Raw genomic sequence first — 504 nt, 5'->3', positions numbered from 1 at the left:
GCCAAAGCGTAATTGCCTCCTGATCCAATTGCAAGAATGCCGTCATCTGGTTCGATCACCTCGCCTGTTCCCGATACGAGAAGCAAAGTATCCTGATTCATCACAATCAGCATGGCTTCAAGCTTTCTAAGCACTTTATCGCTGCGCCATTCCTTCGCAAGCTCAACAGCCGCCCGTTTTAAGTTGCCGTTATATTCTTCAAGCTTGGCTTCAAACTTTTCGAATAAAGTGAAAGCGTCTGCAACAGATCCCGCAAAGCCAGCAAGAACCTTGCCGTTAAACAGTTTTCTCACTTTTCGTGCCGTGTGTTTCATGACAACAGCCTGACCAAACGTTACTTGGCCGTCTCCAGACATAGCGCTTCGTCCTTTATGCTGTACGGCAAATATTGTGGTCGCATGAAAAGATGACATACAGGGCCTCCTTTAATTTTTCTTAAATGCACTTGGGTGGTGGGACATATATGTGTTTCTCAACATTTCCTTCGAAACGTGCGTGTATATC

Annotated in this window: 2 protein-coding genes; both read right to left on the bottom strand. The window is 45.6% G+C overall.

Annotation, left to right across the window (positions count from 1 at the left end; genetic code table 11):
* On the bottom strand, nucleotides 1-413 hold a 413-nt coding region (gene clpQ, locus RVS70_RS22075; protein WP_321134855.1), incomplete at its 3' end, for an ATP-dependent protease subunit ClpQ.
* Between the two features lie 12 nt (nucleotides 414-425).
* The coding region (locus tag RVS70_RS22070; RefSeq protein ID WP_321134857.1) for a hypothetical protein at nucleotides 426-504 on the bottom strand (79 nt) is incomplete at its 5' end.

It is taken from the genome of Virgibacillus sp. M23 (genome assembly GCF_034190895.1).
In the GTDB taxonomy this organism is placed as follows: Bacteria; Bacillota; Bacilli; order Bacillales; family Amphibacillaceae; genus Virgibacillus; species Virgibacillus salarius.
This window is presented reverse-complemented; position numbering and strand designations above follow the sequence as displayed.